Here is a 25,811-nt window from a genome sequence, read left to right on the forward strand (position 1 = left end):
GTAGCGGCGCGTGGTTTGCTTTCCCCATGGATGAATCGCGGATTACTCGTTACCTGGACAGATTGGGCGTGAACCGCCCCGCGGAGCCGGACGCCGAGAGCCTGCGGACCCTGCAGCTCGCACACCTCAGGGCGGTACCGTTCGAGAATCTGAGCATTCATCTCGGTGAGCCGATCTCGCTCGACCTCGACGCCCTGTACGACAAGATCGTCGTTCGCCGTCGAGGTGGCTTCTGTTACGAGCTGAACGGACTGCTCGCCGAGTTGCTGACCGCGCTCGGCTACCGGGTGACGCTGCTCGCCGCCCGCGTCTTCGGCGGCGGTGGTGTGCCGGGGCCGCTCTTCGACCACCTCGCGCTGCGCGTCGATCTCGACGAGCCGTGGCTGGTCGACGTCGGGTTCGGTGACTTCTCCGACGAGCCGCTGCGGCTCGACGGGCGCGCGGAGCAGAGGAACGGCGGGGGCGCGTTCCTGGTCGGGCTCGCCCCCGGCGACCACGGCGACCTCGACGTCACGCACAACAGTGACCCCGGTTACCGGCTGACCGCCCGGTCCTACGAGCTGGCGGACTTCGTCCCGATGTGCTGGTGGCAGCAGACCTCTCCGAAGTCACACTTCACCAGGTCGCCGGTCTGCTCGATGCGCACGGCCGAGGGCCGGATCACGCTCCGCGACCGCAAGCTGATCCACACCGTGGACGGCGAGCGTACGGAACGCGACCTGGACGAGAGTGAACTCCTCCCCGCCTACCGCGACCACTTCGGGATCACCCTCGACCGGATCCCATCCGCCAAGGCGTGACCTTTCGGCTGCCTGGTCACGAGCAGGGAAGGGGCATCAGGCGGTCTGGCGGTCTTCGCTTCTGCTCGTGCGGATCTGCTGAATCCGCTGCTTGCTCAGTCCCAGCAGCTCCCCGATGTCGGGGTCCGACAGGCCGAGTCCGGCCAGCTGGTCGACACGGGCCCTGGCGGTCCTGGTGTAGTCGTCGGCGATCGCGGCCGCCCGTCGCTGAAGCTCGGCGAAGTCGTTCAGGTCGTCTTCGGTGAGACCGGGCAGGGTGTAGTGGAACACCGGGACGGGCGGCTGGTCGCGGTCGGCGAAAAGGAAGGGAAACCCTTCGGCGATGTCGCCGTGCAGCTCTTTCAAAGACCGTGCGGACATGCCGCCCGCCACGCCCTGCACGGTCGCGAGCCACAGCGCGCCGGTTTTGGTGACGTGAACGTCAACGCTGTCCTGGGCGCCCATCAGTCCTCCAGCCAGTCATCACCGAACAGGAACGCGAGCCCTCGTTCGAGATTGTCCACAACGTGAGGTGTCTCGCCCGGATACAGCGGGACGATCGCGCGGGCCACGACGCGGCCCTCGGTATCCCACAGCAGCAGGAAACGTTGCCTTCTGGTCGTCTCGGCCCAGTCGCAACGCAGACCGTGGTCGCGGGCGAGAGCCGTGATGCGGTCGCGGATGGCCGCGTAGTCGTCTCGTTCCACCACACGCGGCAGACTATATCCCTTGCTTACCAGCGACAATGCCCCTTGTCGGCATGTTCGTTATGGTGTGTCGCCCTTTACGGCCGGTCATTCCGGGGCAACCGGATCATTTTTTGGTCGCAAGATTCCCGCTGGGGGCCGATGGCTTCGACCGATCACGCGAGGCCGGAAACGGGTGTGGTGACCGAGGCGGGAACGACCGGCCTGGCGGGCTCCGGGGGCGAACACGGCTCGGGTCAGGCGGAGGTGAGGGAGCGGTCGCGGTTGACGAGGGCGGCGTAGGGGCCGTCGGCGGCGAGGAGTTCGTCGTGGGTGCCGCGTTCGACGACGCGGCCGTGGTCGAGGACCACGATCTGGTCGGCGTCGCGGATCGTCGACAGGCGGTGGGCGATCGTGATGGTGGTCCGGCCCCGCGACAGGGTGTCCAGGGCCTCCTGGACGGCGCGTTCGGTCTGGGTGTCGAGGGAGCTGGTGGCCTCGTCGAGGATGAGCACGGGCGGGTCGCGCAGCAGGGTCCTGGCGATGGCGAGGCGCTGTTTCTCGCCGCCGGAGAAGCGGTAGCCGCGTTCGCCGACCACGGTGTCGTACCCGTCGGGCAGTGCGGCGATGTGGTCGTGGATCCGCGCGGCCCGCGCGGCCGCGACGATCTCCTCGTCGGTGGCGGAGGGGTTGGCGAACCTGAGGTTGTCGGCGATGGAGGAGTGGAACAGGTAGGTCTCCTGCGAGACCACGCCGACCGTCTCGGCCAGCGACTCGAAGGTGAGGTCGCGCACGTCCACCCCGTCGATCGTGACCCGGCCGCCGGTCACGTCGTACAGGCGGGGCAGCAGGTAGCTCAGCGTGGTCTTGCCGGAGCCGGTCTCGCCGACCACGGCCAGGGTGGTGCCGGCGGGGACGGTGAGGTCGATGTCGGAGAGGGTCGGGGTCTCGCCGTAGGCGAAGTCGACGTGCTCGAAGCGGATCTCGCCGCGTACGGTCTCCGGTGTGCGGGTGCCGGGGTGGATGTCCACCGGCAGGTCCAGATACTCGAAGATCCGGGCGAACAGTGCGAGGGAGCTCTGCACGTCGACGCCGAGCCGCAGTAGCGACACGGCGGGCCGGAACAGGTTCATCTGCAGCGTGGTGAAGGCGACGACGGTGCCGATGGAGACGACCGAGGTGAGCCCGGTGGCCCAGTAGATCACCGCGGGCATCGCCGCCATGATGATCTGGATGGTGGACTGCCGCCAGCGCCCGGCCATGCTGGAACGGACCTCCAGGTCGGCGAGCTCGTCGGAGGCGGCGGAGAACCGCCCGGCGAGCTCGGGGCCGCGGCCCATCGTCCGGCCCAGCAGGATGCCGCTGATCGAGAGCGACTCCTGGACCATCGACGACATGGCGGCCATCTTCCGCTGCCGCTCAGAGGTGATCTTCCTGCGCTCCCTGCCGACCCTGCGGCTGATCGCGACGAAGACGGGGAGCAGCAGCAGCGACACGATGGTGAGCCGCCAGTCCAGCACGAGCATCGCGATGATCGTCGCCACCACGGTGGTGAGGTTGGAGACCATCGAGGCCGCGGTGGAGGTGACCACCAGCTGCATGCCGCCGATGTCGCCGGCGATGCGCGACTGCACCTCGCCGGTCCTGGTGCGGGTGAAGAAGGCCATGGACATGCGCTGCAGGTGGCCGTAGACGCTGGTGCGCAGGTCGTGCATGACGCGCTGGCCGACCCCGGTGGAGATCAGCGTCTGGACGACGTCGAGCACGCTGGTGACGACGGCGACCGCGACCATGCCGAGCGCGAGCAGCGTGAGCAGGCCGGTCCTGCCGTGCGGGATCGCGTCGTCGAGCACCGCGCGGAGCATGAACGGGGAGGCGAGCGAGACGAGGGAGGACAGTCCGATGAGGATGCCCACGATGGCGAGGCGGCCCTGGTAGGGGCGGAACAGACCGATGACGCGTCGCAGGGGGGCGCGAGGTTCGTCGTTCACCTCAGGTGTTTCGTGCCGTATGGCACTTTTGGTTTGTTCCTCCATGGAACTCCTTTCTGATGTAGTCTCAAACAGAGGTTAGCTCACATTCATTCCATGTGGCACTGGGATAGGTTCGGCGCTGTGGAGACGGAACTGGCCGACCTGGTGCACGGCGTCGGCCGTCGGCTGCGGCAGGGGTACGGTGAGCGGCTCGGGCCGCTCGGCCTGAGCCCTGGTCAGGCGCGGGCGCTTCGGGTCATCGTCGACTCCGAGCCGCCGCTGAAGATGGTGCAGCTCGCCGAGAGGCTGCGGATCGTGCCCCGCTCGGTGACCCCGGTGGTCGACGCGCTGGAGGAGGCCGGGCTGGTCCGCCGCGAGGTCGATCCCGCAAACCGCCGCTCCACCCTGCTCGTGGTCACCGGTGAGGGCAGGAAGCGGTACGAGCAGGTGCGTGAGGCGCGCAGGCGGGTGGCCGAGGAGCTGTTCTCCGTGCTCACCCCCGAGCAGCAGGACCGGCTCGGGGAGCTGCTCGGCACGGTCGACGCGCAGTCCGTCTGACCCGGCCGCCACCGGGGGCGCGGATCGCGGGCCCCGGGTTTCCTGCGTTTCGGTGGGAGCGGGTGACAACCTTTCAGCTGGTTTTCAGCCGGTCCGGTGGAGGTGGCCGGCGGTTTTCAGCCGGTCCGGTGGAAGCGGGCGACGGCGAGGGCGAGCATGAGCAGGCCCGCGCCGCCGACCAGCAGGAGTTCGAGCGCCACCGGGACGGTCCATCCCGACCAGGACACCCCGGGACCGTACACGGCCATCACCTCGGGCGGGACGGACAGGTGGGCGAAGACGACCTGGCGAGCGGGGTCGACCGCGTACGTCAGAGGGTTCAGCAGCGTCACGGTGCTCATCCACCCGGGCAGGTTGGTGAGCGGGAACAGCGCCCCCGACAGATACATGAGCGGCATGATCGCCATCTGGGCGATCCCCTGGAACGACTCCATGCTCGTCATCCGCGCGGCGACCAGCACGCCGAAGGCCGACATGGTGAAGGCGGTCAGGAACATCACCCCGACCAGCGAGACGATGAGGACCGGGTCGTAGGGTACGCCGACCAGTCCCGCCATGGCCACGATCACCAGGCTCTGCAGCGTCGCGACCAGCGCGCCGCCGAGTATCTTGCCGACCACGATCGCGGTACGGCTCACCGGTGCCACGAGCATCTCCCGTAGGAAGCCGAACTCGCGGTCCCAGACGATCGACGAGGCGGAGAACATCGCCGTCAGGATCACCGTCATCGAGATCACGCCGGGGAACATGAAGGTCTTCAGGTCCACGCCGTCGGGAACCCCCGGCATCAGGGACCCGAATCCCGTGCCGATGATGAAGATCCACATGAATGCCTGGAAGAGCATCGCCGTGACCCGCTTGCCGTCGGTGGCGAAGCGGATCAGCTCCCTGCGGAGCACCACCTTCACCGCGCGCAGGTTGTGGGCGGCGCCGCGCAGCGGGACGCGGGGCGTGGCCGTCTCAGCCGCGACCATGGGCCGGCACCTCCTCGTCGTGGGCCTTCCCGCCCACGGTGTGCTCGGCTTCGGCGTTCGCGTCGTCCCCGATCTCAGAGGAGGACTTCGCGCCCACGATGTGCTCGCCTTCGCCGTTCGTGCCGTCCCCGGTCTCCGCGTGGGCCTTCGCGCCGGCCTGTTCGGGGCCGCCGGTTCTCCCGTTCTCCCCGGTGTCCTCCGCGTCGCGGATGGTCGAGCCGGTGTAGGAGAGGAAGACGTCGTCCAGGGAGGGGCGGGTCATCTGGACGGAGAGGATGGGGACGCCCAACTCGGCGAACAGGCGCGGGACGAACTCCTCGCCGCTGGGGACGGAGAAGGTGAGTCCCCCGTCGCGTGCCACGGCCTCCACCGAGAGGCGTTCCCGCAGCATGACGGTGGCGGCCGGGTCATCACCGGTCTGGATGCGGATCCGGTCCCTGCCCACCGCGGCCTTGAGCGCTTCCGGGGTGTCCAGCGCCACGACGGAACCGTGATCGATGATCGCGATGCGGTCGCAGTGCTCGGCCTCCTCCAGGTAGTGCGTCGTCATGAAGATCGTGATCTTCTCCAGGTCGCGGAGTTCGGTGATGTACCCCCAGATGGCCGCGCGGGTCTGCGGATCGAGCCCGACCGTCGGCTCGTCGAGGAAGAGCACCCGGGGGGAGTGCAGCAGGCCGCGGGCGATCTCCAGGCGCCGTCGCATGCCGCCGGAGTAGGTGTGCACCCGGTCGTCGCGGCGCTTCCACAGGCCGACGATGTCCAGGACCCGCCTGATCCGGTCGTCGATGGCGTTCTTCGGCAGGCCGTACAGCTCGGCGTGGAAGCTCAGGTTCTGCGCGCCGGTGAGGTATCCGTCGACGGTCGGTTCCTGGAAGACCAGGCCGATGTCGCGCCTCACCTCGTCGCGCCGCCGCACGATGTCGTGCCCGCCGACGGTCGCGCTGCCCCCGCTGGGCCGGATCAGCGTGCACAACATGTTGATCGTCGTGCTCTTGCCGGCGCCGTTGGGACCCAGCAGGCCGAACACCTCGCCGGGGGCGACGTCGAAGTCGACGCCCCTGACGGCCTCGATCTTCCCGTACTCCTTGCGCAGTCCCCTCACGGACACCGCCGCGCCGTCGTCCACCTCACCGCCCCCCGCGAGGGGAGAAGAACGGCAGGAAGGGGGAAGTGCTCCCAGCGCCCCCGGTGCTTCCGGTGGCCTGCGACATGGCGAGCAGGACGCCCGCGCCACCCGTCGCCAGGTCCATGGAGATCCGGAAGCCCCTGGTGCCGGTGAACGCGAGGTGCCCCTGGAAGGAGACGGCGTGCTCGCACAGGTCCCGCAGCCGCCGGTCCTCCGCCGCGTCGCCCGTCATGTCGCCCGTCATGTTGTCCGCCCCGCTGTCGGGTGTGCCGTTCGCGAGCCGGGAGAGTACGGCCACCTGCCCGGCCATGCCGCGGAAGAGGTCGGCCTGCAGCGAGACGCGCGTCCGGCAGGCGCGCAGCAGGCCGGGGAGACTCGCGCGGATCCTGTCGTCCTCGCGGTGGGCGAGGAGTTCGGCGGCGACGAGGGCGATGCCCGCGCTGCCCACGTCGAGGTAGGGCATCGTACGCACCCCCGCCTCCTCGACCACGAGCCAGCCGTCCGCGGTCGTCACGCACCGGTCGAGGTCCAGCCCGACGGCTCGGGCGGCGTGGTCGAGGAGGGCGGGGTCGCCGGTCCGCTCGAACAGCCGGACGAGGAAGAGGGCCACTCCGCACCAGCCCCGCATGAGGCCGGCCTCCAGGGGCCGGGTGGGGGCCGGGAGCCCCGGGCCGCGTGCCGTGCCGGGGTCTCCGCGTTCCACCGCGTCGGCCAGCCGGTCGGCGACGGCGAGTGCCGCGGTGAGATGCTCCGGCCTGCCCTGGGTGCCCGCGAGGTGCGCCAGCGCCGCCCCGATGCCGGCGTACCCGGAGAACATCGAGATGTTCGCGCGATCGGGCACCGGCTGTCGGTCGAGCAGCTCGGCCGCCTCCTGCGGGTATCCCAGGTGGTCGAGGGTGTAGGCGATGCCGGCGGTCCCGTCGTAGAAGCCGGGGCGGCGCGGTCTGTCGCGCCGCACGGCGTCGAGCAGCCACCTCTCGTGCTCCGGATGCCTGCCGTGGCCGGTCACCTCCAGGGCCCACAGCACCCCGGCGGCGCCGTAGGCGAACCCGAGCCCGCCGGACACGAACTGGTGCACGTCGCCGGGGAACAGGCGGTCCTCGCGTTCGGGGGTCGCGGAACTCAGGATTCCCCTGGCCAGGGACTCGCGCACCGCCCGCCAGTCCACGGCGGGGGCGTCAGGACCGGCGGGCCCCACCTCCACCTCCACCGGTTCGGTGGCGGGGGAGTCCGGGAGTCCTCGCGAAGGAGCGAGGTGGGAGAGGATCGTCTCGGCCCAGCCGGCGGGAACCGGGAAGTTGTCGCACATCGTGCGTACGAGCCGGTGGACCCGGTCGGGCCGCAGTGCGGTGATCTTGCTGAACGGCAGGAACACGGTGAGGCGCAACGCGGCGAGGGCGTACAGGTCGCGGGCCACACCGTTGGTGTCCCGGCCGGCGAAACCGGTCGCGGCCAGTCCCGGCCGCCAGTCGGTGTCCGCAGCGTCGAACGCCAGTTCGAAATCGACCAGGGTCACCGTCTCGTCGGGCCGGACGATGACGTTGCCCAGGTGCAGGTCGCCGAAGACCACCCCGCGGGCGTGTATCTCGGCGATCAGCGCCTCGACGCGGTCGGTGATCTGCACGGCCCTGCGGGTGTAGGACTCGATGTCCTCGGCCGTGGGCTCGGCCATGACCACCCAGGGATGGGCGGTGCCGCACCACACGTTCAGCGGTTGCCCCTCGACGTACTCCTCGACCAGGAAGCGGTGCCCCGCCACGTCGAGCTCGTCGTACAGGGCGGGGACCCCGGGGATGCCGCGCAGCGCGGTGAGGGCCCAGCTCTCGCGTTCCATCCTCGTCGTCGCGTCGTGATGGTTGGCGTCCACCGCCGCGTGCGGGCGGGCCTCCTTGAGCACGACCTCCCTGCCGTCGGTGCGGCGGGTGGCGAGGTAGACGCCCCCGGCGTTGGAGAAGTGCAGGGCCCGGCGCACCAGGTAGGGGAGCTCGGCGCCCGCGCCGTCGCGACGGGAGTCCAGGTGCGGCTGGAGGAAGCCGGGCAGTTCCACCCATTTGGGCGGGTCGAAGAACGGCCTGCGCCGGTCGGGCAGCAGGGTGCCGTCGGGGTGACGGATCGCGAAGACGGTCTCGCCGTGCTCGTCCACGCACGTCATCTCGGTGAAACCGCCGTAGCGGACGTACAGCGGGCCGTCGCCCCAGCGCAGGTCGCTGAGGATGTACGGACCCTGCTCGCCCTTCAGTTCCGCCGACAGGTCCGTCAGCACGGCCCGCAACTCCTCCTCGTCGCGCGGGTAGACGGTGACCAGCTTTCCGCTGGAGCCGCGCGGCGAGTACTTGGCGTTGAAGACGAGCAGCATGTTGCGGTCGCGCAGGTGCTTGAAGGGGATGCCGCGCTCGACGCAGTAGTCCCAGGCGGCGGAGCAGAGCCGGTCGGCGTTCTCCAGCGTCGCGGACAGGTGGACCTTCCAGCCCTGCTCGGCGGTGGTCTGGCCCTGCGGGCGCAGGGACACCCAGACCCCGCGCTCCTTGCGCACCCACCCCTCGGGAACGGCCGTGCCCGACACGGTGAACGCGTGGTCCCGGATGAAGCCCACCCCGCCCGACCAGCGGGTGGGCTCCTCGAAGAAGAGGGGGTCGGCCAGGGTGTAGATCTGCATCATGTCCTGCACGCGTGGTGCTCCTCGCCCGTGCTCGTCGCTCCCGCGCCGTCCCCGCCGCGCTCGCCGCCACCGTCGCTCTCGCGGTCCCCGTTGCTCCTGCCGTCCGCTTCGCTCTCGCGGTCCCCGTTGCTCCTGTCGTCCGTGTCGCTCTCGCCGTCGGCGGAGAGGGACCCGCGCAGTCGTTCCAGAAGGCCGATCATCGTCGACAGCGGGGGCGCGCCCGCCGCGTCCTGGCGTCCGGTGCTGAGGCTCCTCGTCGCCCGTACCGGCGCCACCACGACGTTGCGCCGTTCGGAGAGGGTCCGCAGATGCCCCCGCAACGTCGGGTTGTCCATCGCCCCGGGGGGCAGCGAGGGCGCCACCGCGATGGGGGCGGAGGTGCACTGCAGGGACAGCAGCGCGGGGGTGTCGGCGAGCCCGAGCGCGAGCCTGGAGATGAAGTTCACGCACGCCGGATAGACGATCACGCTGTCGCTCCACTCGGTGAGCCGCACGTGCAGGGCGTCCGGCCGCGCCTCCTCGGGCCACCGGTCCCGCACGACCTCCCGGCGGACGAGCACGCTCAACGCCTCCCCGCTCACGAAGCGCTCCGCGCTCGGGGTGAGGACGACCTGCACCTCAAGGTCCCGGTACGCCGTGATCAGCCAGTTGAGCCAGAACGGCAGGTACATCGCGGCGATGGCGCCGGTGCCGATCACGAGCAGGCGCTCGCCGCCGAACTCGGGGGGCCGGCGGTCGGCCGGTGTGTCGGTCACCGCGCGTACTCCTTCGGGCTCGTGGCGGGCTTCGGCCTGGTGACGAGCCACCTGAGGTGGTGGATGAGCGCCCTGATGCCCCTCGGACGCTCGGCCTCTGGCCCCCGGACCAGCCGGGTGAGAACATCCGCGCCCTGCTTTTCCCACATATGCCGATAAATGGCGTAGAAATGCACGTCCCAGAGGCATCCCCGGAAGAACATGTGCTTGGGGAGGGTCGCCTCCTTGGGAATGAGGTCACCGACCCAGCCGATCCGGTCGATACTGGCGTCCGTGGTGACGAAATATACTTTTCTTATGTCTTCCCAGGTGGCGAACGCGTAATTCACCAGAAGCATCATCGCCTCGCCGCCGAGGCCGTATCTGGCCTTGTCGGTGTCGGTGAATATACCGACCTGGATGTGTCCGGCGGGGTCCATCTCGTGCAGGGTCCCGAATCCGACGGTCTCCCCGCTGTGCCGCAGCCTGATCGCGAAAATCGCGGAGATGTCCTGCTTTTTCAGCTGGTCAACGAATACCTTGAGCGGCGGCATGCTGTGCAGTCCCAGGCCGAGAAGGAGCTCGTAGAGGGCGACCCCGTCCGACGGGTCGGCGATGGTGAGCGCCGTCCGCTGAGTCTCGACATGGGGAATGAGCACGACTGTGTCACCTTGAATTCTTTCGGCGGCGATGGTTTCCGGACCCGATGGTCCCGTGGGGATCGAACCGTCCTGAGCTCGTCGATATCTGGACACTAGGTTTGGCGTTCCCAGGTCGTCAACGTTTCGCTATCCGGGGCTATGAGAAAGCGGCGCGCCCGTGAAATGCGGAATCGTCATCCGGCGTTGTCTCGCCGGCGGGACGGGGCAGCCAGCCGAGTTCCTGAGCCCGCAACGCCAGCTGAAACCTGCTGGTCGCGCCCGCCGAGCGCATCAGCCCGTTCACCTCGCGCCTGACCGTCCGCTCCGCGACGCCCAGCCGGGCCGCGACGCCGCCATCGGTCAGTCCCTCGGCCAGGAGGCTCAGTACGGCGCCGCGCCGTTGCCCGGCCCCGGTCTCCTGGGGTGGTGGAACGTGCGCGGTGCCCCACAGATGGCCGAAGATGGCCAGCAGCGTGGAGAGGTGACCGGCCCGCGTCACCAGGGTCACGGGCGCCACCTCCCCCGGTGGGGGCCGCAGGCTCAGCAGCGCCACCCGCCGGTCGGCGATCACCGCCGACAGCGGGACCGAAGGCAGCGTCCTGGTCCGGGCGTGCCGGGGATCGAGGGAAGGGGCCGCGAGAGGTTCGGTCTCCTCGCCGCCCCCGGCGCGCACGACGGACACCGGGCAATTCCCCTCGACGAGCAGCTCTCCCACCCGGCCGGACAGGAAGCGCCCCAGCGGATCGTCGGAGAGCACCGCCAGGACTTCCCGATACCGGCTCTCCGTCATCCGGGAAAACACTTCACGCAGTTCCTGTGGTGTGATTATCCGATCCTCGCTGCTGTTTGTATCGGCGTGGCGCATGAAAATATAATGTCATGGCTAAAGTCTCGGGACCGTCGTCGTTTCCGACTTATGGAAACGCCGGGGATGGCCGTTTTAGGACAGGCCGTTGCGCATTCCGGGGTTCCATAACTATGTTTCGTCAGCGGAACGGCCGGGATTAACGCCTTTATGGCGCTTTCGCTCGTCATCGTTTTTCGGTGCAGGTGTCACGGTGCAGACTCCGTGAAATCCGTGGAATGCGCGCGGTTCACCCTCCGAAGCCGGCGAGGGCGGCGGTGTGTCAGAGAGGAAGACCCGGCCGGCCCGGGGCCGCCACACGGCCGGTCTGACTTTCGAGCCCTCGAAGGAGGTGTCTTAATGGACCTGTCCAACATTCTTGAGCTGCAGGAGATCGACGTCGCACCCGAGTACGCCGATCTCCCCAGTAGCACCATCAGCAACAGCACCTGCTGATTCCTCCGTGTTCGCGGGGGGCGGTCCCGTGCCTCCCCCCGCGTTCGCGGTCACCGGCACACCCGGTGGACGCGGATCTCGCGGCCGGGCGCCGGGTGCCCTCCCCGAGGCGGGGCACCACACTCCGTGACGGGCCGCGCGACCGCCGACGAGACGGCAAAACGCGCCGCGATCCTTTCCGATTTTCTCTCGCCTTGTGCCCCGAGAAGGGGCCGTGTTCAATTGGGCCCCATGAGCGACATCATTCTGGCGTGCGAAGGACTGCGTAAACGTTATGGCCAGATGGTCGCGGTCGACGGAGTCGGTTTTTCCATTGCGGAGGGCGAGGTCTATGGCCTGCTCGGTCCGAATGGGGCGGGAAAGACGACGACGATTTCGATGATTGTCGGAGTTGTCGAGCGCGACGAGGGCACGGTTCTCGTCGACGGGCAGCCGCACGACGCGCGGAACACGAAGACGAAAGCGCTGATCGGTTACGTGCCCCAGGAGCTCGCGCTTTACCAGGATCTCACGGCACGTCAGAACCTCTGGTTCTTCGGGCAGCTGTACGGCCTGCGAGGACGCCAGGGCAGGAGCAAGGTGGGCGAGGTGCTTGAGACGATCGGGCTGGCCGACCGCGCCGACGAGGCGGTCTCCGCCTACTCGGGAGGCATGGCCCGCCGCCTCAACATCGGGATCGGGCTGCTGAACCGGCCACGCCTGCTGATCCTGGACGAGCCGACCGCCGGAGTCGACCCGCAGAGCCGCAACTCCATCCTGGAGAGCGTGCGGCGCCTGGCGGGGGAGGGGGTGGCCGTGCTCTACACCACCCACTACATGGAGGAGGCCGAGCGGCTCTGCGACCGGGTCGGCATCGTCGACGAGGGCCAGATGAAGGCCGAGGGCACCCGCCGCGAGCTGGTGGACATGGTGGGGGAGAACGACCAGGTGGTCCTACAGGTGGACGGCGACCTGGACCGGGTGAGGCGCGCGCTCGCCGAGCTGCCGCGGGTCCGCAAGGTGAGCGGCGAGGGCCCGCACATCGAACTGCTCGTCGAGGGGGCGAGGGCGATCCTGCCCCGGCTCTTCGAGGCCGTGGCCGGCCAGGACGCGGCGATCCGGTCCGCGGAGGTGCGCGAACCCGACCTGGAGGCGGTCTTCCTGCACCTCACCGGTAAGGCGCTTCGGGACTGAGTGGGACGGGGCCTACGGTGCGTGGAATGATCATCATCCTGCTGAAGGACCTGCGCCAGCGGGCGAAGGACAGCACCCTGATCGTTTTCGCGATCGTGCTGCCGCTGGGCATGGCGTTCATCCTCAACGCGGTCCTGGGCGGCACGGGCGGCGGCTTCACGGCCCGCTACGCGGTGGCCGACGCCGACCGCGCCGCCGGCGGCGGGTTCGTCCAGCAGGTCCTTGAGCCGATGCGCGACTCGGGCATCGTCACCCTGCGGCCGGTGGCGACGGCCGAGGAGGGACGGGCGCTGACGCAGCGCGGCGAGGTGGAGGCCACCTTCGTCATCCCCGCCGGCTTCTCCGCCGACGTGCGGGCGGGACGCGCCGCCACCCTGGAGATCATCGGAAGTGTCGCCGCGCCCGTCGCGGTCCAGGTCGCCCGCGAGGTCGGGCAGGCCTACGCGACCGGGCTGCGCTCGGTCCAGCTGGCCGTGGCCGTGGTCTCCCCCTCGGGGACGGCGCCGGACGCGGAGCGGGCCGCCCGGCTCGCGGAGCGGGCCGGCGCGCTCCCGGTGCCGGTGTCGGTGCGCGAGGACGCCTCCGCCGTACGGCGGCAGCTGGACGTCACCACCTACTACGCCGCCGGCATGGCGATGTTCTTCCTCTTCTTCGCCGTCGTCTTCAGCATCACCAGCGTCTTCGACGAGCGCAGGGCGGGGACGCTGACCAGGATGCTGGCCGCCCCGATCTCCCGGCCGGCGATCGTCCTGGGCAAGCTGCTCAGCGGCGTCCTGGTGGGCATCGTGAGCATGACGATCCTCGTCGTGGTCACCACCCTCGTCATCGGCGCCCGCTGGGGCGATCCGCTCGGCGTGGCCGCGCTGGTGGTCTCCGGCGTGCTCGCCGCCACCGGGCTGATGGCCGCGCTCGCCACGTTCGCCCGTACCGCCGAGCAGGCGTCGAACTGGCAGTCGGTGGTGGCGATGGTGCTGGGCATCCTCGGCGGGGTGTTCTTCCCCAGCGCGCAACTCGGCGGGCTCACCGCGCTCGGCTATCTCACGCCGCACAAGTGGTTCATGCAGGGGCTGGCCGACCTGGCCGGCGGAGGGTCGGTGCAGGCCGTGGCGGTCCCGGTCGCGGCACTGCTCGGCTTCGCCGTACTGGGCGGCGCCCTCGCCCTGTCCCGTGTCGGAAGGATGGTGCACGCGTGAAGGCCCTCGCCATAGGGATGGTCAACCTCCGCCGGGTCTTCAGCGACCGCACCAACATCTTCTTCGTGATCGTCGCGCCGTTCCTGATGGTCTTCGTGCTCGGGCAGATGTTCGGCGTCGACCAGCAGCTGAGGCTGGGCGTGGTGAGCGGTCCGGGACCGCTGACGCAGCAGCTGGTCGGGGCGCTAGGCTCCGGCGAGCGCGTCACGGTCGAAAGGACCGGGGACGAGTCCGCGCTGCGCACCGCGGTGGAGCGCGGCGAGCTGCGGGCCGGCGTGGTCGTCCCGGCCGACTACGACGCCCGGATCCGCGAGGGCGACCAGGTCGAGGTGCGCTACCTGACCCGGCAGCAGGATTCGGGAGCGGCCGAGATCGGCACCTGGGTCCGCTCCGTCGTCCCCCAGCAGGCCGCCCTGCTGCGGGCCGCCCGCTTCGGGCAGCAGGAGGGGGCGGGAAGCTTCGACGAGAGCCTGAGCAGGGCGGGGCAGGCGAGCGTCGCCGAGGTCCAGGTGCGCGTCACCACCACGGGCCGGAGCCTGTTCCCCGAGGGGTTCAACCCCTTCGCCGCCTCGGCTCCGCCGCTGCTGCTGCTGTTCACCTTCCTCACCTCGCTGACCGCCGCGATCGGGCTCGTCGAGACCCGGCTGCTCGGAGTGGCGCGCCGGATGTACGCGACCCCGATCTCGGCCCGCGCCATCGTCGCCGGAGAGGCGCTCGGCCGGATGGTCATCGCGCTGACGCAGGCGCTGCTGATCATGCTCGGCTCCGCGCTGATCTTCGGGGTCGACTGGGGCGACCCGCTGGCGGCGGCGGCGCTCGTCGTCGTCTTCTCCCTGGTCGGGAGCGGGGCCGCCATGCTCCTGGGATCGGCGTTCAAGACGCCGGGAGCGGCGATCTCCGTCGCCATGATCCTCGGACTGGGGCTCGCCGCGCTCGGCGGCTCCATGCTGCCCCTGGAGTCGTTCGGCGGCGTGATGCAGGTCGTCGCCCACCTGACCCCGCACGCCTGGGCCTACGAGGCCTTCGCCGAGCTGGTCAGGAACGGCGGCACCATCGTCGACATCCTGCCCCAGTTCGGTGTCCTGAGCTGCTACGCGGCCGTCCTGTTCGCCCTCGGCGTCTGGCGCATGCGCCGTGTCCTCACCCGGTAAAGCCGAGACCATTGGAGATGACATGCGTTTCCTGCCCGATCGGGAGAACATCACTGCCGCGGTCCTCGGCCTGGGATACGTCGGCTCGTGCGTCGCCGCCGTCCTGGCCGACCGCGGCGTGAACGTGATCGGGGTGGACACCGACCCCGTACTCGTCGAGGAGCTCAACGCCGGGCACTGCCGGTTCAGCGAGACCGGGCTGCCCGAGCTCGTGGCCCGCCACGCGGGCACCGGCCGCCTGCGTGTCACCACGAGCTACGAGAGCGTCTCCGAGGCGGACGTCGTCATCGTCGCGGTCGGCACACCCACCGGCGAGCGCGGGGTGATGAAGGAGAGCCAGCTGCGCGGCGCCTGCGAGGAACTGGGCCGGCACATCAGGCCGGGCCAGCTCCTGGTCTTCAAGAGCACCGTCCCGCCGGGGGTGACCCGCTCGCTCGCCCTGCCGCTGCTGGAGCGCGGCGGCCTGGTCTGCGGTGCGGACTTCGGCCTCGCCTTCTGCCCGGAACGCCTCTCCGAGGGGACCGCGCTGCGCGAGCTGCTCAGCTTCCCCATCATCGTCGGCGGGTGGTGCGCCGACAGCACCCAGGCGGCGGTGACGTTCTGGCGCCGGGCCGTCGGGGTGGAGGTGATCCCGGTGGCCTCCCTGGAGGCGGCCGAGATGGTCAAGCTCGCCGACAACTGGTGGATCGACCACAACATCGCCCTGGCCAACGAGCTCGCCCGGCTCTGCGCCGCGCTGGAGGTCGATGTCCTCGACATCATCTCCGCGGCGAACTCGATCCCCAAGGGCAACGGCAACGTCAACATCCTGCTGCCGAGCGTGGGAGTGGGCGGCTCCTGCCTGACCAAGGACCCCTGGATGGTCTGGCGAGCCGCCAGGCAGCGCGGCATCGACCTGCTGACCATCCCGGCCGCCCGCGAGGTCAACGACTCCATGCCGCACTACACCAGCGACCTCATCGTGCAGGAGCTGGCCAAGCTCGGCAGGTCGCCGGCGGGCGCGAAGGTGGCGGTCCTCGGGCTCGCCTTCAAGAACAACACCGGCGACCTGCGCGAGACACCGGTCAGACCGGTCGTCGAGGAACTACGCAAAGCGGGCGCGGAGGTGAGCCTGTACGACCCGCTGGTCGACGGCGACGAGGCGGAGAAGCTCTTCGGGCTGCCGAGGGCCTCCTCGCTGGAGGAGGCCGTGCGCGGAGCCGACTGCCTGGCGGTGCTCGCCTGGCACCGGGAGTTCGAGGACATCGACCTCGCCGCGCTCCGCGAGCGGGTCGCCCCCTCGTGCGCGGTGGTCGACGGCCGCGCCTACTATCCGCGCGAGACCATAGAGCTGCTGCGCGAGGCCGGATTCGCCTACCGCGGGATCGGGAGGTAGGGGCCGTGGCGAACGTGGTGGTCACCGGCGGTCTCGGTTTCCTCGGCGGTCATCTCGCCGACGCGCTCTCCCGGCGCGGGGACGAGGTGACGGTCTTCGACGCGGTCTTCGACGGTGGGCCGCCCCCGTCCGGCCGCGGCGGCGACGCCCCCCGCCACGTCGGCGGCGACATCAGGGACGCGGAGGCGCTCGCGGGCGCGATCACCGGCGACGTGGACACCGTCTACCACCTCGCCGCCGTGGTCGGCGTCGACCGCTACATCGACCGGCCGCTCGACGTCATCGACATCAACCTGTCGGGGACGAAGAACGTCCTGGAACTCGCCCAGAAGGCCGGTGCCCGGGTCGTCCTGGCCAGCACCAGCGAGGTGTTCGGCAAGAACCCGGCCGTCCCGTGGGCCGAGGACGACGACCGCGTCCTCGGCAGCACCGCCACCGACAGGTGGAGTTACTCCTCGAGCAAGGCGCTGGCCGAGCACCTGACGTTCGCCTACATGCGCCAGCGCGGGCTCGACGCCACCATCGTGCGCTACTTCAACGTCTACGGGCCCGGCCAGCGGCCGGGTTTCGTGGTCAGCCGCAGCGTCCACCGCGCCCTGCGCGGCCTGCCGCCGATCCTGTACGACGGCGGCGGGCAGACGCGCTGCTTCACCTTCGTCGACGACGCGATCGAGGCCACGATCGAGGCGGGCACCGCCGCCGCGGCGCTGGGGGAGTGCTTCAACATCGGCAGTTCCGTCGAGACGACCATCCGCGCGGTGATCGAGCTCGTGGTCGAGCTGACGGGCGGGGACGAGGCGGTCCCCGTCGACCCGCGCGACGGCTTCGGCGACGCCTACCAGGACCTGTCGCGGCGCGTTCCCGACACCTCCAAGGCGCTCGCCGTGCTCGGGTGGCGCAGCACCACCACCCTGCGGGACGGCCTGGCCAGGACGATCGACTGGGCGCGGGCCAACCCCTGGTGGCTGGAGCAGCCCGACAGCGGTTCCAGCTGACCGGCGGCCGGGCGGCGCCGGTCCGTGAGGGGCCGGCGCGGCCATGGTCGCGGTACGGCACAGGCTCCTTGGCGAGGATGCCGGTCCCGGACCGCCTGACGATCGGCCGCGACTTCATGGCGCAGGCTCATGGCGGGCCAGGGGAGTATCGCTCGCGCCGCGGGCTCGGGGCGCAACCGGTGCCGGGCGCCTCCGCTCAGAGGCAGGCCGCGCGGGTCGCGGCGACGACCGCGTCCACCGCCCGGTCGTCGAGGTGCGGGCCGATCGGCAGGCTCAGCACCTCGTCGGCGAGCCGCTCGGCCAGCGGCAGCGATCCGGGCGCGTATCCCTCGCGGGCGTAGGCGGGGGAGCGGTGCACCGCGATCGGGTAGTGCACGAGCGTGCCGATCCCGGCGGCGGCGAGCCGCTCCTGAAGCTCCCGCCGGCGGGCGGTGCGGACCACGAACAGGTGCCAGACCGGCTCGGCCCACGGGGCCGGCACGGGCAGCAGCAGGTCGCCCACCCCCTTGAGCTCGTCCAGGTAGCGCGCGGCCACGGCACGGCGGCGATCGTTCCACTCGTCCAGCCACGCCAGCTTGACCCGCAGCGTGGCGGCCTGCATCTCGTCCAGCCGGGAGTTGGCGGCCACGACCTCGTGCCGGTACTTCTCGCGGGCCCCGACGTTGCGCAGCAGCCGCACCCGAGCCGCCAGCTCCGCGTCCCCCGTCACGACGGCGCCGCCGTCGCCGAGGGCGCCGAGGTTCTTGCCGGGATAGAAGCTGAACGCGGCGGTGGCGCCCGACCCCACCCGGCGTCCGTGCTCGCGCGCGCCGTGGGCCTGTGCCGCGTCCTCCAGGACGCGCAGACCGTGCCTGGCCGCGATCCGCTCGACGGCCCCCAGGTCGGCGGGGTGGCCGTACAGGTGCACCGGCATGATCACCTTGGTGCGGGGGGTGACCGCCTCCTCGATCCGCGCGGGGTCCAGGGTGCAGGTGCGCTCGTCCGGCTCCACCGGCACCGGCCGCGCGCCGACCCTGGAGATCGCCACCCAGCTCGCGATGAACGTGTGGGACGCGACGATCACCTCGTCGCCCCGGCCCACGCCCATCGCGCGCAGGGACAGCTCCAGCGCGTCGCAGCCGCTGCCCACCGCCACGCAGTGCGCGTTGCCGCAGTAGGCCGCGAACTCCGCCTCGAACGCCTCCACCTCGGGACCCATGAGATACCAGCCCGAGCTCAGCACCCGCTGGAGCGCCGCGTCGAGGTCGTCCCGCAACTCCTCGTACGGGGCCCGCAGGTCGAGGAAGGGGACCTTCACGCCCCGCTCCGCGCGTCTCGCAGGAACTCGTCGTAGTCGCGGTAGTAGTCGCCCTCGTCGTAGGGCTCGGAGACCAGCCACAGACCGACCGTCCCCGGCGCGAAGTCGACCATGTCCCGCCAGACCATCGGGGTCATGTAGAGCCCCAGCCGGGGATGGTCGAGCACGAACGTGCGCCGGTTGAAGCCGTCGTCCACCTTCACCTCGAAGCGGCCGTGCACGGCTATGATCAGCTGCCGCAGGCGGCGGTGGCCGTGCCCGCCGCGCCGGGTGCCCGGCGGCATGTCGAACATGTAGTAGGCCCGCTTGACGTCGAAGTCGATCTCCTTGCCGGACTCGACCACGCACAGGCTGCCCCGAGGGTCGACGATCTCCGGAAGCTCGACGAGGCGGCATGGCTCGACCCTGCCGACCGCGAGGTCCTCGCCGCCGTTCACCGAAGAACTCATCGAGCCTCCACCCTCCCTCGGACGAGGGGTCGTTCCGCCCCGTCCCGTCTCGCCAGCGGGACAAACGCTATTTTTCGAGAACCCGGCGGTCAAGTGATTCTCGGCGCCTTGGAAGCCCTCCGGAAGAACGAATGCAATGGACTAACGAGATTTATATAATTACTCTCCGGCGAAGGCCGTGCGATCCAAAGACCGGAGGGTCGGAATATGACCAGCCTCCCCCAGATATCACATTCTCTGCGCCGGGAGAATAACGAATTCAGAGCCCGCCTCACTAAATCGTCCATGGCCAGGGACAGCGCCGTCCTGCCGCTCGCCGAGTTCAGGGAGTGGTTCGCCGAACGCCACCGCACGGAGCGCGCCGAGGTCACCAGGATCCCCTTCGCCGACCTCGACGGCTGGAGCTTCACGCCGGGCAGCGGCAACCTGGTCCACCGCAGCGGACGGTTCTTCTCGGTGGAGGGGCTGCGGGTCAGTACCCGCTCGGACCCGGCGGAGGGCTGGTCACAGCCGATCATCAACCAGTCCGAGATCGGCATCCTCGGCATCCTCGCCAAGGAGATCGACGGCGTCGTCCACTTCCTCATGCAGGCCAAGATGGAGCCGGGGAACGTCAACTCCGTGCAGCTGTCGCCCACGGTGCAGGCCACGCACAGCAACTACGTGGGCGTGCACCGCGGCGCGGGCGTGCCCTACCTGGAGTACTTCACCCGGCCCCGGCCCGGCAGCGTGCTCGTCGACGTGCTCCAGTCCGAGCACGGCTCCTGGTTCTGGTGCAAACGCAACCGCAACATGGTCGTCGAGGTGACCGAGGACGTCGAGGTCCGCGACGGCTTTCGCTGGCTCACCATCGGCCAGCTGCAGGAACTGCTGCGTGTCGACAACCTCGTCAACATGGACTCCAGGACCGTGCTCGCGTGCGTCCCCTTCGACGGCGCGATCCTCGCCGACGGTGGCGGCAGCGGCGAGGACTGCGAGGATTTCGTAGGAGCGCTGCGCCGCTCGGTGGTGAGCGGCGGGGCCGCCCTGCACACCACCTCCAGCCTGCTGAGCTGGTTCACCGCGGCGAGAAGCAGCAAGCTCGTCGACCGCTGGTGCGTGAACCTGGAGCAGGTCACCCGCTGGAAGCGGTCCCGCGACGAGATCGCCCACGAGGAGGGAAAGTACTTCACGGTCGCCGCGGTCGCGGTGAGCGGGGCCGGCAGGGAGGTCGGCTCGTGGAGCCAGCCGCTGTTCGTGCCGGTGGGCCAGGGCGTGGTCGCCTTCGTCGTCAAGCGGATCCACGGCGTGCTGCACGTGCTGGTCCACGCCAGGATGGAGGGCGGCCTGCCGGACATGGTCGAGCTGGCCGCCACCCTGCAGTGCGCGCCCGAGAGCTACGAGGGGGTGCCCGCCGACCGGCGCCCGTACTTCATGGACTACGTGCTGAACGCCGACCGCTCCCGGATCCGCTTCGAGTCGCTGCTGTCGGAGGAGGGCGGGCGCTTCATGGGTGCGGTGATCAGATACCTGGTGATCGAGGCCGACGACGACTTCCCCGTCGAGGTGCCCGAGGACTACACCTGGGTCACCGTCGGCCAGCTGTCCGGGCTGCTGCGGCACAGCTACTACCTCAACGTCCAGGCCAGGACGCTCGTCGCCTGCCTGCAGGGACTCTGGGGAGGAGAGCGTTGACGACGACCTCACCCGTGCGCATGGGCGTGCTCTCCTGCGCGGACATCGCCTGGCGGCGCACGCTCCCGGCGATGGCGGAGGCCCCGGCCGTGCTGCCGGTCGCGGTCGCGAGCCGCGACGCGGCCAAGGCCGAGACCTTCGCCCGGCGCTTCGGCTGCGACGCGGTGACCGGGTACGGAAACCTCCTGGAGCGCCCCGACGTGGAGGCGGTCTACATCCCGCTGCCCACCGGGCTGCGCGCCGAGTGGGTCGACCGCGCGCTGCGGGCGGGCAAGCACGTGCTGGCCGAGAAACCGCTGGCCACCAGTCGTGCCGAGGCCGAGAGGCTGCTCGCCCTCGCCGAGGAGCGCGACCTGCTCCTCGTGGAGAACCTCGTCTTCCCGCACCACTCCCAGCACGAGGAGGTGGGCCGGCTGCTCGACGACGGGACGATCGGGCGGCTGCGCTCCTTCACCGGCGACTTCGGCATCCCCCCGCGCGCCCCCGGCGACTTCCGCTACCGGCCAGAACTCGGCGGCGGCGCCCTGTTCGAGGTCGGCGTCTACCCGATCCGCGCCGCGCGGCTCTTCCTCGGCGACGACCTCGAGGTCTGCGGCGCGTTCCTGCGCTACGACGCCGCCAGCGGGGTGGACGTCGAGGGAAGCGCGCTGCTGTGCTCGCCCGGGGGCATCACCGCGCAGATCAGGTTCGGGTTCGAGCACTCCTACCGCAGCTCGTACGCGCTGTGGGGCTCGGAGGGGTCGATCCTGCTGGACCGCGCCTACACCCCTCCGGACTCGATGCGCCCCGTCGTGCGGATCGAACGGCAGGACCTCGTGCAGGAGCGGACGCTCGCCGCCGACCGCCAGTTCGTCAACATCCTGGAGTCCTTCGCGCGATCCGTGCGGGAGGGCGACGGGCAGGCCGAGCACACGAAGCCGGCCCTTGCCCAGGCCGAGCTCGTCGACGCGATCCGCGAGCGGGCCCGGCGGATAACGATATGAACATGAAAAGCGAGGAAAGTGGCCGCCGGCCGCGTCCCCGTGCCCTGATAAAACGCTGCCGCGCCTCTTTGTTTCGCACGCAGGCGGCGGGCCGCGCTGCGATTTACAGCTGATTCACCCCGTGCCATCCAGAATCGAGGAGCAAAGTATGTCTGCCACGTCGCGGTGCCGTGTCTGCGCCGGATCCCTCGCTGAATTCTTCGACTTCGGGCGCCAGCCGCTCTCCGACGCGTTCGTCCGCCCCGGCGATTTCGCGGACGAATTCTTCGTGCGGCTCGCCGTCGGGATATGCGAGGCGTGCACGATGGTTCAGCTCATGGAGGAGATCCCCCGCGACCGCATGTTCCACCAGGACTACCCGTACGTGTCCTCGGGGTCGGCCGTCATGCGCGCGCACTTCGAGAAGCTGGCCAGGCGGCTGCTCGCCACCGAGCTGACCGGCGAGGACCCGTTCGTGGTCGAACTCGGCTGCAACGACGGGGTGATGCTGAAGGCGATCGCCGACGCCGGGGTGAGGCACCTGGGGGTGGAGCCGTCCGGAGGGGTGGCGGAGATGGCGCACGCCAAGGGCATCCGCGTCCGCAAGGACTTCTTCGAGGAGACGACCGCGAAGGACATCCTCGCCGCCGACGGCAGGGCGGACGTCATCTACGCCGCCAACACCCTGTGCCACATCCCCTACATCGAGTCGATCCTGCGCGGGGTGACCGCGCTGCTCGCCCCGACCGGCGTCTTCGTGTTCGAGGACCCCTACTTCTCCGAGATCGTCGAGCGCACGTCCTTCGACCAGATCTACGACGAGCACTTCTACTTCTTCACCGTCCGCGCGGTCCAGGCGATGGCCGCCCGCTTCGACCTGGAGCTCGTCGACGTCGAGAGGCTTCCGGTGCACGGCGGCGAGGTCCGCTACACGCTGGCCCACGCGGGCACCAGGACGCCGACGGCCGCGGTGGCCGAGCTGCTGGCGGACGAGAACAAGCGCAACCTCGCGGCCATGCCCACGCTGAAGGGCTTCGCGCGCAACGTCGAGCGGATCCGCGACGACCTCGTCGCCCTGCTGCGCGACCTGCGCGACGACGGCAAGCGGGTCGTGGGCTACGGGGCGACCGCCAAGAGCGCGACGGTGACCAACTACTGCGGCATCGGCCCGGAGCTGGTCCCGTTCGTCTGCGACACCACCGTCGCCAAGCAGGGCAGACTCACCCCCGGATCGCACATCCCGGTCCGCGAGCCCTCGGCGTTCGCCGAGCCGTACCCCGACTACGCGCTGCTGTTCGCCTGGAACCACGCCGAGGAGATCATGGCCAAGGAGCGCGCCTTCCGTGAGGCGGGCGGCAGGTGGATCCTGTACGTGCCCGAGGTCCACGTCGTCTGATCGCCCGCGCCCGGCCTCAGCCCGCCGTGTCGCGGTGGTGGGCGGTGAGTCTTTCCAGTTCGGGGACGAGTTGGTTGGGGCCGGGGGTGGTGAGGGTTTCCTGGCGGAGTCGTTGGGCGGCGTGGGTGTGGGTGGGGTCGTTGAGGAGGCGTAGGAGGTGTTCGCGGACGTTGGGTCCGGTGGCCTGGCTGCTGTGCAGGGTGAGGCCGGCGCCTTGGCGGGCGAGGAGTTCGCCTTTGAGGGGGGCGTCGAACATGTCGGCGAGGATGAGTTGGGGGACGGCGTTGACGAGGCTGGTGGAGAAGGATCCGCCGCCGCCGTGGTGGATGATCGCCGAGCAGGTGGGGGCGAGGGCGTGCAGGGGGACGAAGGAGACGAGGCGGGTGTTGGCGGGGACGTGGTGGAGTTCGGCCTGTTGTTTTTCGGGGAGGGTGGCGATGATTTCGATGTCGAGGTCGGCGAGGTGGGTGAGGATGTCTTGGACGGGGACGGAGTAGCCGTCGAGGCGTTCGGTGGCGGAGGTGCCGAGGGTGAGGCAGATTCGGGGCCGGGTGGGTGGGGTGTGGAGCCAGGGGGGGATGACGGCGGTGCCGTTGTAGGGGATGTAGCGCAGGGGCAGGTAGGTGTGGGGCAGGTCCAGGCGTAGTGAGGTGGGGGTGTAGTCGATGGTGAAGTGACCGCTCGTCATGTCCTCGGAGAAGGTGGTGCCGACCTTGGCGGCGCGGGCGGTGAGCCACTGGGCGAGCACGTCCTGCCGGTCGCCGGGCGGCTGCTGCTCCTTGACGCGCAGGTAGTGGCCGCGCATGCGGGCGAACAGGTCGAGCCCCCACATGAAGCGGGCGTGCGCGGCCCCGCTCGCCTTCGCCGCGATCGCACCGGCATAGGTGAGCGGCTCCCAGATGACGAGATCGGGCTTCCAGTGCCGGCAGAAGTCGGTGAGGTCCACGATCATCGGATCGTTCACCACCCGCCACCACCACGGCACCACGCCGCCGTAGCCCCACTTGAGGTGTTCCCAGGTGAGGATCTCGGGGCGGTCCTCGGCCATGTCGAAGACGGGCGCGCCGGGCGCGACGTGCTCGCGCGTCCGGGAGAGACGCCGCAGCTCGTGGTCCCTGCCGACCGGCACCGCGGTGAGGCCGGCGCCGGTGATGACGTCGGTGAGCTCCGGCTGGCTCGCCACCCGCACCTCGTGACCGGCGTTGCGCAACGCCCACGCCAGCGGCACCATCCCCAGGAAATGGCTCTTCTCCGCGTGGGTGGCGAACACGACTCGCATGCTCTCGCCTCTCTGCCCGTCTCTACCCGGACACCGTGTCGCGGTGGTGGGCGGTGAGTCTTTCCAGTTCGGGGACGAGTTGGTTGGGGCCGGGGGTGGTGAGGGTTTCCTGGCGGAGTCGTTGGGCGGCGTGGGTGTGGGTGGGGTCGTTGAGGAGGCGTAGGAGGTGTTCGCGGACGTTGGGTCCGGTGGCCTGGCTGCTGTGCAGGGTGAGGCCGGCGCCTTGGCGGGCGAGGAGTTCGCCTTTGAGGGGGGCGTCGAACATGTCGGCGAGGATGAGTTGGGGGACGGCGTTGACGAGGCTGGTGGAGAAGGATCCGCCGCCGCCGTGGTGGATGATCGCCGAGCAGGTGGGGGCGAGGGCGTGCAGGGGGACGAAGGAGACGAGGCGGGTGTTGGTGGGGACGTGGTGGAGTTCGGCCTGTTGTTTTTCGGGGAGGGTGGCGATGATTTCGATGTCGAGGTCGGCGAGGTGGGTGAGGATGTCTTGGACGGGGACGGAGTAGCCGTCGAGGCGTTCGGTGGCGGAGGTGCCGAGGGTGAGGCAGATTCGGGGCCGGGTGGGTGGGGTGTGCAGCCAGGGGGGGATGACGGCGGTGCCGTTGTAGGGGATGTAGCGCAGGGGCAGGTAGGTGTGGGGCAGGTCCAGGCGTAGTGAGGTGGGGGTGTAGTCGATGGTGAAGTGACCGCTCGTCATGTCCTCGGAGAAAGCCACGCCCGCCCGTCTCGCGTGCAGCCCCATCCACTGCCCGAGCGCGTCCGACAGGTGGCCTCCGTGCTCGCGCCTCGCCCGCAGGTAGTGGCCGCGCATGCGGGCGAACAGGTCGAGCCCCCACATGAAGCGGGCGTGCGCGGCCCCGGTCGCCTTCGCCGCGATCGCACCGGCATAGGTGAGCGGCTCCCAGATGACGAGATCGGGCTTCCAGTGCCGGCAGAAGTCGGTGAGATCCACGATCATCGGATCGTTCACCAGCCGGCACCACCACAGCACGTGCCCCTGGTAGCCCTCCCTGATCTTCTCCCAGGTGAGCATCTCGGGGCGGTCCTCGGCCATGTCGAAGTCCTTCTCCTGGCCCGAGTCCTTGGCGTGCTGGAGCACCCTGCCGAGACTGTGGTCCCTGCCGACGGGCACCGCGGTGAGGCCGGCGCCGGTGATGACGTCGGTGAGCTCCGGCTGGCTCGCCACCCGCACCTCGTGACCGGCGTTGCGCAACGCCCACGCCAGCGGCACCATCCCCAGGAAATGGCTTTTTTCGGCGTACGTCGTGAACAGGACGCGCATGGTGTTCCTTCCTGCGGCCGGCCTCGCGGCCTCAGCCGGTCCCCGTGGTGCCGCGATATCGGGCGGTGAGTCTTTCCAGTTCGGGGACGAGGTCGTTGGGGGTGGGCATGGTGTGCATCTCCTCGCGGAGCCGTGCGGCGGCGTGGGTGTAGGAG

Annotated in this window: 24 protein-coding genes; 11 read left to right on the plus strand and 13 right to left on the minus strand. The window is 70.0% G+C overall.

The window, feature by feature from the left end; all coding sequences use genetic code 11:
• Window positions 1-68: 68 nt before the first annotated feature.
• Window positions 69-800 (plus strand): arylamine N-acetyltransferase, encoded by a 732-nt coding sequence (locus tag ACFY3D_RS27315; RefSeq protein WP_389984190.1) that lies wholly within the window; start codon window positions 69-71, stop codon window positions 798-800.
• 36 nt (window positions 801-836) lie between these two features.
• On the opposite strand, the gene ACFY3D_RS27320 is transcribed toward ACFY3D_RS27315, so the two are convergent.
• The 3 genes from ACFY3D_RS27320 to ACFY3D_RS27330 all read right to left on the minus strand — a co-directional run bounded on the left by ACFY3D_RS27320 (window position 837) and on the right by ACFY3D_RS27330 (window position 3,456).
• Window positions 837-1,244, minus strand: a complete 408-nt coding sequence (locus tag ACFY3D_RS27320) for a hypothetical protein (RefSeq protein WP_389984193.1) — start codon at window positions 1,242-1,244, stop codon at window positions 837-839.
• Window positions 1,244-1,489: a hypothetical protein gene (locus ACFY3D_RS27325; RefSeq protein ID WP_389984196.1), complete on the minus strand. Its 246-nt coding sequence runs from the start codon at window positions 1,487-1,489 to the stop codon at window positions 1,244-1,246. Before ACFY3D_RS27325 ends, ACFY3D_RS27320 begins: the two co-directional genes overlap by 1 nt.
• A gap of 233 nt (window positions 1,490-1,722) precedes the next feature.
• Window positions 1,723-3,456 (minus strand): ABC transporter ATP-binding protein, encoded by a 1,734-nt coding sequence (locus ACFY3D_RS27330; protein WP_389984199.1) that lies wholly within the window; start codon window positions 3,454-3,456, stop codon window positions 1,723-1,725.
• 123 nt (window positions 3,457-3,579) lie between these two features.
• On the opposite strand from ACFY3D_RS27330, the gene ACFY3D_RS27335 reads away from it, so the two are divergent.
• Window positions 3,580-3,996 (plus strand): MarR family transcriptional regulator, encoded by a 417-nt coding sequence (locus ACFY3D_RS27335; RefSeq protein WP_350946086.1) that lies wholly within the window; start codon window positions 3,580-3,582, stop codon window positions 3,994-3,996.
• 116 nt (window positions 3,997-4,112) lie between these two features.
• Here ACFY3D_RS27335 and ACFY3D_RS27340 read toward each other — a convergent pair whose 3' ends face one another.
• The 6 genes from ACFY3D_RS27340 to ACFY3D_RS27365 form a co-directional block, all read right to left on the minus strand.
• Complete coding sequence (locus ACFY3D_RS27340) at window positions 4,113-4,970, minus strand: ABC transporter permease (protein WP_389777108.1); 858 nt, start codon at window positions 4,968-4,970, stop codon at window positions 4,113-4,115.
• Window positions 4,957-6,096, minus strand: coding sequence for an ATP-binding cassette domain-containing protein (locus ACFY3D_RS27345; protein WP_389984204.1), 1,140 nt, complete (start codon window positions 6,094-6,096; stop codon window positions 4,957-4,959). Before ACFY3D_RS27345 ends, ACFY3D_RS27340 begins: the two co-directional genes overlap by 14 nt.
• Before the next feature lies 1 nt (window position 6,097).
• Window positions 6,098-8,755: a class III lanthionine synthetase LanKC gene (gene lanKC, locus ACFY3D_RS27350; protein WP_389984266.1), complete on the minus strand. Its 2,658-nt coding sequence runs from the start codon at window positions 8,753-8,755 to the stop codon at window positions 6,098-6,100.
• Window positions 8,752-9,510 (minus strand): flavoprotein, encoded by a 759-nt coding sequence (locus tag ACFY3D_RS27355; RefSeq protein WP_389984207.1) that lies wholly within the window; start codon window positions 9,508-9,510, stop codon window positions 8,752-8,754. The genes lanKC and ACFY3D_RS27355 overlap by 4 nt, the downstream gene beginning before the upstream one ends.
• On the minus strand, window positions 9,507-10,148 hold the full coding sequence (locus ACFY3D_RS27360; RefSeq protein ID WP_350946090.1) for a GNAT family protein: 642 nt from the start codon (window positions 10,146-10,148) through the stop codon (window positions 9,507-9,509). Before ACFY3D_RS27360 ends, ACFY3D_RS27355 begins: the two co-directional genes overlap by 4 nt.
• Window positions 10,149-10,287: 139 nt before the next feature.
• On the minus strand, window positions 10,288-10,920 hold the full coding sequence (locus ACFY3D_RS27365) for a response regulator transcription factor (RefSeq protein ID WP_389984211.1): 633 nt from the start codon (window positions 10,918-10,920) through the stop codon (window positions 10,288-10,290).
• A 414-nt stretch (window positions 10,921-11,334) separates the two neighbouring features.
• Between ACFY3D_RS27365 and ACFY3D_RS27370 the strand changes: the two genes are divergently transcribed.
• The 6 genes from ACFY3D_RS27370 to ACFY3D_RS27395 all read left to right on the plus strand — a co-directional run bounded on the left by ACFY3D_RS27370 (window position 11,335) and on the right by ACFY3D_RS27395 (window position 17,317).
• Window positions 11,335-11,430: a class III lanthipeptide gene (locus tag ACFY3D_RS27370; RefSeq protein ID WP_350946092.1), complete on the plus strand. Its 96-nt coding sequence runs from the start codon at window positions 11,335-11,337 to the stop codon at window positions 11,428-11,430.
• Window positions 11,431-11,712: 282 nt separating this feature from the next.
• On the plus strand, window positions 11,713-12,603 hold the full coding sequence (locus ACFY3D_RS27375) for an ABC transporter ATP-binding protein (protein ID WP_389984269.1): 891 nt from the start codon (window positions 11,713-11,715) through the stop codon (window positions 12,601-12,603).
• A 26-nt stretch (window positions 12,604-12,629) separates the two neighbouring features.
• Window positions 12,630-13,796: an ABC transporter permease gene (locus ACFY3D_RS27380; protein WP_389984214.1), complete on the plus strand. Its 1,167-nt coding sequence runs from the start codon at window positions 12,630-12,632 to the stop codon at window positions 13,794-13,796.
• Complete coding sequence (locus ACFY3D_RS27385) at window positions 13,793-14,947, plus strand: ABC transporter permease (RefSeq protein ID WP_389984217.1); 1,155 nt, start codon at window positions 13,793-13,795, stop codon at window positions 14,945-14,947. The genes ACFY3D_RS27380 and ACFY3D_RS27385 overlap by 4 nt, the downstream gene beginning before the upstream one ends.
• Before the next feature lie 22 nt (window positions 14,948-14,969).
• Entirely contained in the window at window positions 14,970-16,322 is a 1,353-nt protein-coding gene (locus tag ACFY3D_RS27390) for a nucleotide sugar dehydrogenase (RefSeq protein ID WP_389984220.1), read from the plus strand.
• 5 nt (window positions 16,323-16,327) lie between these two features.
• A complete protein-coding gene (locus ACFY3D_RS27395) occupies window positions 16,328-17,317 on the plus strand; it encodes an NAD-dependent epimerase/dehydratase family protein (protein ID WP_389984223.1) in 990 nt (329 codons plus the stop codon).
• A gap of 196 nt (window positions 17,318-17,513) precedes the next feature.
• Here ACFY3D_RS27395 and ACFY3D_RS27400 read toward each other — a convergent pair whose 3' ends face one another.
• Window positions 17,514-18,614, minus strand: coding sequence for a DegT/DnrJ/EryC1/StrS family aminotransferase (locus ACFY3D_RS27400; protein ID WP_389984226.1), 1,101 nt, complete (start codon window positions 18,612-18,614; stop codon window positions 17,514-17,516).
• A complete protein-coding gene (locus tag ACFY3D_RS27405) occupies window positions 18,611-19,063 on the minus strand; it encodes an FdtA/QdtA family cupin domain-containing protein (protein ID WP_350946099.1) in 453 nt (150 codons plus the stop codon). Before ACFY3D_RS27405 ends, ACFY3D_RS27400 begins: the two co-directional genes overlap by 4 nt.
• A gap of 285 nt (window positions 19,064-19,348) precedes the next feature.
• Here ACFY3D_RS27405 and ACFY3D_RS27410 point away from each other — a divergent pair, with 285 nt between their 5' ends.
• The 3 genes from ACFY3D_RS27410 (at window position 19,349) to ACFY3D_RS27420 (ending at window position 23,095) form a co-directional block, all read left to right on the plus strand.
• Complete coding sequence (locus ACFY3D_RS27410; protein WP_389984229.1) at window positions 19,349-20,737, plus strand: NDP-hexose 2,3-dehydratase family protein; 1,389 nt, start codon at window positions 19,349-19,351, stop codon at window positions 20,735-20,737.
• The gene (locus ACFY3D_RS27415) at window positions 20,734-21,720 is read left to right on the plus strand and encodes a Gfo/Idh/MocA family protein (protein ID WP_389984232.1); all 987 of its coding nucleotides are present in this window, start codon (window positions 20,734-20,736) and stop codon (window positions 21,718-21,720) included. The genes ACFY3D_RS27410 and ACFY3D_RS27415 overlap by 4 nt, the downstream gene beginning before the upstream one ends.
• A 148-nt stretch (window positions 21,721-21,868) precedes the next feature.
• Window positions 21,869-23,095, plus strand: a complete 1,227-nt coding sequence (locus ACFY3D_RS27420; RefSeq protein WP_389984236.1) for a methyltransferase domain-containing protein — start codon at window positions 21,869-21,871, stop codon at window positions 23,093-23,095.
• A 16-nt stretch (window positions 23,096-23,111) separates the two neighbouring features.
• Here ACFY3D_RS27420 and ACFY3D_RS27425 read toward each other — a convergent pair whose 3' ends face one another.
• Both ACFY3D_RS27425 and ACFY3D_RS27430 read right to left on the minus strand, forming a co-directional pair.
• Window positions 23,112-24,374: an activator-dependent family glycosyltransferase gene (locus tag ACFY3D_RS27425; protein WP_389984239.1), complete on the minus strand. Its 1,263-nt coding sequence runs from the start codon at window positions 24,372-24,374 to the stop codon at window positions 23,112-23,114.
• Between the two features lie 22 nt (window positions 24,375-24,396).
• On the minus strand, window positions 24,397-25,656 hold the full coding sequence (locus ACFY3D_RS27430) for an activator-dependent family glycosyltransferase (protein ID WP_389984242.1): 1,260 nt from the start codon (window positions 25,654-25,656) through the stop codon (window positions 24,397-24,399).
• Between the last annotated feature and the right edge of the window lie 155 nt (window positions 25,657-25,811).

Origin of the sequence: Streptosporangium sp. NPDC000509 (genome assembly GCF_042898365.1) — a bacterium.
Classification (GTDB): domain Bacteria; phylum Actinomycetota; class Actinomycetes; order Streptosporangiales; family Streptosporangiaceae; genus Streptosporangium.

Excerpts from the sequence above, each read along its gene's own strand:
- ACFY3D_RS27320 (WP_389984193.1), bottom strand. The coding sequence starts at position 1,244 with ATGGGCGCCCAGGACAGCGTTGACGTTCACGTCACCAAAACCGGCGCG.
- ACFY3D_RS27340 (WP_389777108.1), bottom strand. The coding sequence starts at position 4,970 with ATGGTCGCGGCTGAGACGGCCACGCCCCGCGTCCCGCTGCGCGGCGCC.
- lanKC (WP_389984266.1), bottom strand. The coding sequence starts at position 8,755 with ATGATGCAGATCTACACCCTGGCCGACCCCCTCTTCTTCGAGGAGCCC.
- ACFY3D_RS27365 (WP_389984211.1), bottom strand. The coding sequence starts at position 10,920 with ATGACGGAGAGCCGGTATCGGGAAGTCCTGGCGGTGCTCTCCGACGAT.
- ACFY3D_RS27370 (WP_350946092.1), top strand. The coding sequence starts at position 11,335 with ATGGACCTGTCCAACATTCTTGAGCTGCAGGAGATCGACGTCGCACCC.
- ACFY3D_RS27375 (WP_389984269.1), top strand. The coding sequence starts at position 11,713 with ATGGTCGCGGTCGACGGAGTCGGTTTTTCCATTGCGGAGGGCGAGGTC.
- ACFY3D_RS27380 (WP_389984214.1), top strand. The coding sequence starts at position 12,630 with ATGATCATCATCCTGCTGAAGGACCTGCGCCAGCGGGCGAAGGACAGC.
- ACFY3D_RS27390 (WP_389984220.1), top strand. The coding sequence starts at position 14,970 with ATGCGTTTCCTGCCCGATCGGGAGAACATCACTGCCGCGGTCCTCGGC.
- ACFY3D_RS27405 (WP_350946099.1), bottom strand. The coding sequence starts at position 19,063 with ATGAGTTCTTCGGTGAACGGCGGCGAGGACCTCGCGGTCGGCAGGGTC.
- ACFY3D_RS27410 (WP_389984229.1), top strand. The coding sequence starts at position 19,349 with ATGGCCAGGGACAGCGCCGTCCTGCCGCTCGCCGAGTTCAGGGAGTGG.
- ACFY3D_RS27420 (WP_389984236.1), top strand. The coding sequence starts at position 21,869 with ATGTCTGCCACGTCGCGGTGCCGTGTCTGCGCCGGATCCCTCGCTGAA.
- ACFY3D_RS27425 (WP_389984239.1), bottom strand. The coding sequence starts at position 24,374 with ATGCGAGTCGTGTTCGCCACCCACGCGGAGAAGAGCCATTTCCTGGGG.
- ACFY3D_RS27430 (WP_389984242.1), bottom strand. The coding sequence starts at position 25,656 with ATGCGCGTCCTGTTCACGACGTACGCCGAAAAAAGCCATTTCCTGGGG.